Genomic DNA, 6481 nt, shown 5'->3' on the forward strand with positions numbered 1-6481 from the left:
GCGGTAATCGACGACGAATATAGCAGTGCTGTACCTCGAGTGATGGCACGAGAAAGGCCGACATGGACATTGCGAGAACCACTCTCGGCGACCAGCATAACGAACGAGAGCAGGTTGGTGTTGACGACATATTGCTCAAAGCCTGTATCAACGGGCCCCGACTGCCGGTAGATCATCCGCGACTGGTGGCGGCACCGGAAAGCGTTGCCGCCGAGGCGCGGAGCGCGGTTGAAGCCGGAGCTCGTGCCATACATCTGCATCCGAAATCCGACGACGGTCACGATAGTCTCGCTGGCGCCGATGTTGATAGGTACGTGGCCGCGACCCGTGCGGCGTGCCCGTTGGTTCCGGTCGGAATCACGACGGGTGCCTGGAGTGCTCCTGTACTCGCTGATCGATTGGCGGCCATTGATTCCTGGACAACCATGCCTGATTTCGCCTCGGTCAATTGGCATGAAGCGGGTGCAGATGAGGTCGCAGAGCGGTTGCTGGAACGCGGAGTCGACGTGGAAGCCGGCATCTGGCACACAGACGGCCTTGCCAAGTGGCTGGTCTCGCCGCATCGGTCTCGCTGCCTCCGCGTACTCGTGGAAATTCCCGATATCGCTGAGGTAGATCAGATCGAAGCCGCTGCAGTGGAACTCATACAAGCGGTGCGTGCAGTACTACCCCACATGCCAGTACTACTGCATGGAGAAGACCGATCCGCTTGGCCAGCGTTGCACCTGGCGGCGCAGTGGGGGCTGGACACTCGCATCGGCCTTGAAGACACGCTCTGTCTACCGGATGGATCGCCAGCACAGGATAACGAACAGCTGATCCGGGTGGCAATGGCTGAGCTGGATCACGAAACGAAGTCGTAGATCCAAATGTAAATCGCATCCGAGTACCGGCCTAGCTAGCGCAACCGGATCAGTTGTAAGGCAATAGCGTTCGCGATTTTGTCGCCTGCCCAATTTGTTCTCGTCCGGGCATACTGTCCGGGCCATGCCCGAGGCCGAGCACATTGACTCTCATGAACATTTCACAATCTGCGCGTCGACGACGCCGCGCTGCCAGAGCTACGTCTGCCTCCGCGTACCAGATGTACTCACCGCGCTTCCGAGAGCGTGCTGTCGCTCTGAGTGTCGACGAGGGTCGCCGTGTGGCGGTCGTCGCCGGCGATCTTGGGGTCACCGAAGCCACCCTGCGCCGGTGGAGGCGGCAGGCCCTGGTCGACCGCGGTGAGGTGCGGGTGGTCCCGACGGTCGAGTCCGTGCGGCTACGACGCGCTGCGCCGGATCGACAACTCGAAGAGGAGCTAGGTACGACGCGACTGGTAGCAAGATCCTCGACGGCACCGGGATCGGCCCATGGTTGACATGCGGGTGTTCCGCAGCCCTTTCAGCGGACCGACCTTGATCCTGCGGGTCAGAGCGTGGCCATTCCCAACATTGGGAGTGCATGGTGCGCGAGCTCTCGAAAACGGAAATATCGTCCGGTTTGAGAGTTGGGTTACTTGTTCGAAGGCGCTTTGATGGACATCAGACCCCTGTGCGTTTCGGCTCAAATGCCCTGCGACGTCCGGTCGTCGGGTCGAGCCGGGCCGGGCACGATACGGCCGACCCGCGAACCTGATTCGCGATTCCTGGCTGAGGTGCGTTCCTGGGTCGAGCCCGCGTATCGAGCGGCCGTGGAGACTCTTCCTGCCGAGCTGAAACACGTGGTCGGCTACCACGTCGGTTGGTGGGACGCCGAAGGCAGACCGGACCTCGACACAGGCAAAGCAGTCCGCCCGGCCTTGGTGCTGGCCAGCGCCAGGGCGGTGGCACGGGCTGCGGATGTCGACGCCAACCACGACGTGGTAAAGGCGGCGGTCGCAATGGAGTTGATACACGACTTCACACTGCTGCACGACGACGTCATGGATGGAGATCGACTGCGTCGACACCGGCCGACAGCATGGGTTGAGTTCGGGACTGCGCCGGCGGTCGTGGCGGGAGATGCGCTGCTCGCCGTGGCGATCGACCTGCTTGCCCAGCGTGACCTGGCTGCGACAGCGGTACTGACCCGCGCCCTCCGCGTGCTGTGTGAGGGGCAGTGCGCGGACCTCGTGTTCGAGAGCATGGCCGACGTGGACGTGTCCGCGTGCCTTCGCATGGCCTCGAACAAGACTGGAACTCTGCTGGGCGCGGCTTGCGAACTGGGGGCGCTGATGGTCGGGGCCACGGCTGATCGGATGCGGCGGCTGAACCAGTTCGGCAGACAGCTGGGGCTGGCGTATCAGCTCGCCGACGATCTGCTCGGCATCTGGGGAGATCCCGAGGTGACCGGGAAGCCGGTGTACTCGGATTTGGTGCGACGAAAGAAATCGTTGCCGGCCGCCGCCGCGCTGCAATCGGATAGCCCTGCAGGGCGCGAATTCGCGCACAGGTATTCGTCGGGCACCGAGCTGGAGCCATACGAATTCGATGAACTCGCAGCACTGATCGAGCTGGCGGGTGGGCGCCGGTGGGCCGAGGAACAGCTTGCGCAGTGCTGCGACGCGGCCCGTGCGTCGCTCGCTGCGGCGCAGCCGGATCCAGCGCGCGCCGAGGACCTGGTGACGCTGGTCGATCTCGTCACATCGTGGAGATGAGCTGTGCGATACCTACTTCCCGACGTGCCCGTCGCACCCGGTCGACTCCCGGTGGTCGGGCATCTGCCGGTATTGGCGCGTCGGCCGACGCAGTTTTTCAGGTCGCTGAGCTCGGTAGGCGATATCGTGCGGGTCGATCTCGCCAACTGGCCAGTGTTCTTTCTGACCGAGGCGGAGTTGGTGCAGGAGGTCTTGGCCGGCCAGGCGTCCAGCTTCGAAAGGGGACGTTTCTTTGAGCGAAGCAGGAGGCTCTTCGGTGACGGTCTGTCCGTCTCCGACGGTGAACTGCATCGTCAGCAGCGCAGAATGATTCAGCCTGCTTTTCATCGTGCTCGTATCGCGATGTATACGGACACGATGCAGCGGTGTGTGAAGGAACTGACCGAGTCGTGGCGACCGGGTCAGATCATTGCCGCGGATCGGGCGATGCGGGCCCTGACATTGACGATCATCGCGGAGACGATGTTTTCCTCGCCGCTGGGGCGTCCGGCGATCGAGGCGGCGCACCGGTGCCTTCCGGTCATCATGGCCAACACCGTGCCCCGCGCGCTGTTACCCCAAGCCCTGGATCGTTGGCCATTACCAATCAATCGACGATTCGATTCCGCCTGCGCCGGCCTGCGAAATGTCATCGAACATGTCGTTCGGGAATACCGGGTGCACGAGGTCGACAATGGGGATCTGTTGTCATTGCTGATGGCGGCGCGTGACGCCGACACCGGAGCCGCGATGAGCGACCGCCAGGTGCTGGACGAGGCCCTCAATATCATGGTGGCTGGCACCGAAACGACCGCCACCATGCTGAGTTGGGCCGTTCACCACCTCGCGAGCAACACCGAAGTCCAGCAACGGCTGTGCGTGGAGCTGGACGGAATTGACAGGGTGGACGGGGAGGGCGCTCCGAAAATGCCCTATCTCGATTCCATAATCAATGAGATCACTCGCCTGTACCCAGTCATGCTCCTGACCAGACGACCGATTGTCCCGGTCACGCTGGGCACGGTCGAGATTCCTGCCGGTGTCGAGCTCGCCTACAGTCTGTATGCCCTGCATCGCGACGACCGCTATTTTTCTGATCCGGATCGATTCGATCCTGATCGCTGGCTGTCCGACGACGGCAACCGTCGCAAAGCCTTCTTGCCGTTCGGCCTGGGCAGACATCGCTGCCTGGGTGAGGGATTCTCCTGGGTGGAAATGACTCTCACCCTTGCGGCCATTTTCTCCTCATGGGAGGTGCTGCCTGCACCCGGCCACCCGGTCCGGGAAAAATTCGCGGCAATCCCGCAGCCCGATGAACTATTCGTGACGGTTCGGCGTCGCGGCCGTACTTCCGTGCGAAGCGAAGGGTAACAGGAGAATTATGCGGTCCCTGCACACAATGTATCGGCCACACGATGTGCCACGAGACATGGCATTGCCCAGTCCCTATCCTTTACGGATTTCATCGCATTATCCTGAGCTTCGTGCCCGCTGGACCGACTGGTACCTGGCTGCTGGTCCGTTTGAGACCGATGCCGCGAAACGAAAGGTCGTTTCGGCTGATTACGCGTTCCTCGGCGCGGCGGCCTGGCCGGTGGAGGATTGGCAGCGATTGTGGGATATCACGACCCTCGCCGCGACCATCATCGAGTTCGACGATGAATTCGATGACAACCGAACAGGTTACGGCGATGTGCGGCTCCGGCGACGGCGCATAGCCGATCTTGCTGACGACTTCGGGTCCGGCTTCGCCGGGAGTACCGACCAGCGGTGGACGCCGCTGCTAGCCGGTTCCTGGCGCAACATGCTGACCTACACCGGTCCCGGTGTACTGAAACGACTCGCTGAAGAATGTGTCCGTTATGTTCAGGGATGCCGCGACGTCGACGACTACCTCGCGGAGCACGGGGAATTCACCGATATTCAGACCTACACCGATCTGCGGTTCTATTCCTTGGGGCAGCGGATCGACCACATGTTCGTCGAGGTTTCCCGCGGCATAGACTTGACCCAGGTCATCGAGGAGCCGGCCTTGGTCGCGATTATCGACTCCGAGGTTCGCCGCACGATCATTTCGCAGGATTTCTTGTCCCTGTACAAAGATCTGGGAATCGGCGGCGACCAACTGGAAAACCTCATTGTCCTGGTGGCCAGAACACGAAACTGCTCACTGCGTGCAGCCATGTCGATCTGCATGGACATGTTCGCGGCCGAGAACCTTCGCTTCGACAGCCTCACCGCGGACATCGCAGAAACGCCGCTCGGCCGTCTCCCCGAAGTCAGGGCATTCATCCAGGGACTCGCGGACTTTACCGCCGGCTATATGCACTGGACCACCGGATCTGGACGGTATACATCAAGCGACACCTGCACCTGGTGGGATTGAGAAACGACCGAAGGGCCACTTGAGGTTCACCCCAGGTAGTGGACACCGAGTTGGCAGAATCACCGGTCCTGCTGAAAGGATGTCCTCATGCCTCCTCGCAAGCGTCGGTCGTTCACGGCCGAGTACAAAGTCGAGGCTGCCCATCGTGTGATCGATTCCGGGCGTGGAATCGCCGAAGTCGCCCGGGAACTCGGAATCCACGAGACCGTGTTGAGCACGTGGGTGAAAGACGAACGCCGCCGGATCGCGGCGGCCGAGATCCACGGGGAGAAACCCTTGGACGCGGCCGAGCGGGCCGAGTTGCTGCGATTGCGCAGGCAAGTCGGTGAGCTGGGGAAAGACAACGCCTTCTTGGTAAAAGCTTCGGCGTACTTTGCCGCGATGCACAAGAACCGGTCCGGTTCGATCTGATGGTGAAGTACGTCGGCCCCGACGACATCGCCGAGACCGCGGGCACCACCGCCCCCGAGGGGCAGCGATTCTCGATCCGGCGTATGGCGCGGCTGCTGAAGGTGTCCACGTCGGGGTACTACTCGCATGTAAAACGTTGCGCGGCAACGATTATGACGCCACGGCAGCAGCGCCGCGCCGATTTGACGGTGAAGATCCTGGATGTGCACGCCGAATCCGACGGCACCTACGGGTCCCCGCGGATCACCACCGAGCTGCGTGAACGCGGTGAGACGGTGAGCGCCAAGACCGTCGCAGCGATCATGGCCGAGATCGGGATCGAGGGCATCAGCCCGCGTACCTTCAAAGTCAGAACGACGGTGGCCGATCCGGGGGCGTCGTTTCCTGTGGATCTGGTGCGCCGCGAATTCGATCAGGGCCGCCTGGATGCGGTTTGGCTGACCGATATCACCTACCTGACCTGTGGGCAGGGTGAGATGTATCTGTGCGCGGTCCGTGGTGGGCATTCCCGCCGCGTGCTTGCCCAGGTCGTCGCCGACCGTATTGGTGCCGACATGGTCTGCCGGGCCATCGACCGGGCGCTGGCGACTCGTGACCGCAGCATCGCGGGCACCGTGCTGCATTCCGATCGTGGCGGCGAGTTCACCGCGGGGTTGACGGTGAAAGCCTGCCACGGGGACAAGCTGAAACGGTCGATGGGCGAGACCGGCATATGTTGGGGCAACAGTCCCGCCGAATCGTTTTGGTCGACCTTCAAACACGAGCACTACTACCGACACGCCTACGCCACAAAAGCTGAACTTGTTGCCTCAGTTGACAATTGGATTTCCTGGTGCCGCAATCACCGGCGGCACTCCGCCATCGGGATGCTCAGCCCAGTGCGCTACGAGCGGTCCCTGAAAGTCAGAGCAAAAGCTGCTTGAAGCCCTGTCCACCATTCGGGGTGAACCTCAGGTGCCGAGATGAGTTCCCTGAGTCAACCCCTATGCGGCAATCGCGTTCTGGCCGGGTTGTTTGAGGGCAGAGTCGTAGCCCGTTTTGTCGCGCCAGCAAGCCCAGATGATGCGCAACCAGGAGCGGCCGATGGT

The 6481-nt window shown here is 62.0% G+C and carries 7 protein-coding genes; all 7 read left to right on the forward strand.

Annotated features, from left to right (window positions below; translation table 11 throughout):
- Nucleotides 1-128 precede the first annotated feature (128 nt).
- Nucleotides 129-863, forward strand: a complete 735-nt coding sequence (locus ACLMAL_RS33220) for a 3-keto-5-aminohexanoate cleavage protein (RefSeq protein WP_412002690.1) — start codon at nt 129-131, stop codon at nt 861-863.
- A 221-nt stretch (nt 864-1084) separates the two neighbouring features.
- Nucleotides 1085-1360: a transposase gene (locus ACLMAL_RS33225; protein WP_412002691.1), complete on the forward strand. Its 276-nt coding sequence runs from the start codon at nt 1085-1087 to the stop codon at nt 1358-1360.
- A 312-nt stretch (nt 1361-1672) separates the two neighbouring features.
- Entirely contained in the window at nt 1673-2617 is a 945-nt protein-coding gene (locus ACLMAL_RS33230) for a polyprenyl synthetase family protein (RefSeq protein ID WP_412002680.1), read from the forward strand.
- 24 nt (nt 2618-2641) lie between these two features.
- Nucleotides 2642-3967 (forward strand): cytochrome P450, encoded by a 1326-nt coding sequence (locus ACLMAL_RS33235; protein ID WP_412002681.1) that lies wholly within the window; start codon nt 2642-2644, stop codon nt 3965-3967.
- Between the two features lie 58 nt (nt 3968-4025).
- Nucleotides 4026-4982: a terpene synthase family protein gene (locus ACLMAL_RS33240; protein ID WP_412002682.1), complete on the forward strand. Its 957-nt coding sequence runs from the start codon at nt 4026-4028 to the stop codon at nt 4980-4982.
- Nucleotides 4983-5069: 87 nt separating this feature from the next.
- Nucleotides 5070-5393 (forward strand): transposase, encoded by a 324-nt coding sequence (locus ACLMAL_RS33245; protein WP_412002683.1) that lies wholly within the window; start codon nt 5070-5072, stop codon nt 5391-5393.
- Nucleotides 5393-6316, forward strand: a complete 924-nt coding sequence (locus ACLMAL_RS33250) for an IS3 family transposase (protein WP_412002684.1) — start codon at nt 5393-5395, stop codon at nt 6314-6316. Before ACLMAL_RS33245 ends, ACLMAL_RS33250 begins: the two co-directional genes overlap by 1 nt.
- Nucleotides 6317-6481 lie beyond the last annotated feature (165 nt).

Source organism: Nocardia sp. CWNU-33 (assembly GCF_046764895.1).
In the GTDB taxonomy this organism is placed as follows: Bacteria; Actinomycetota; Actinomycetes; order Mycobacteriales; family Mycobacteriaceae; genus Nocardia.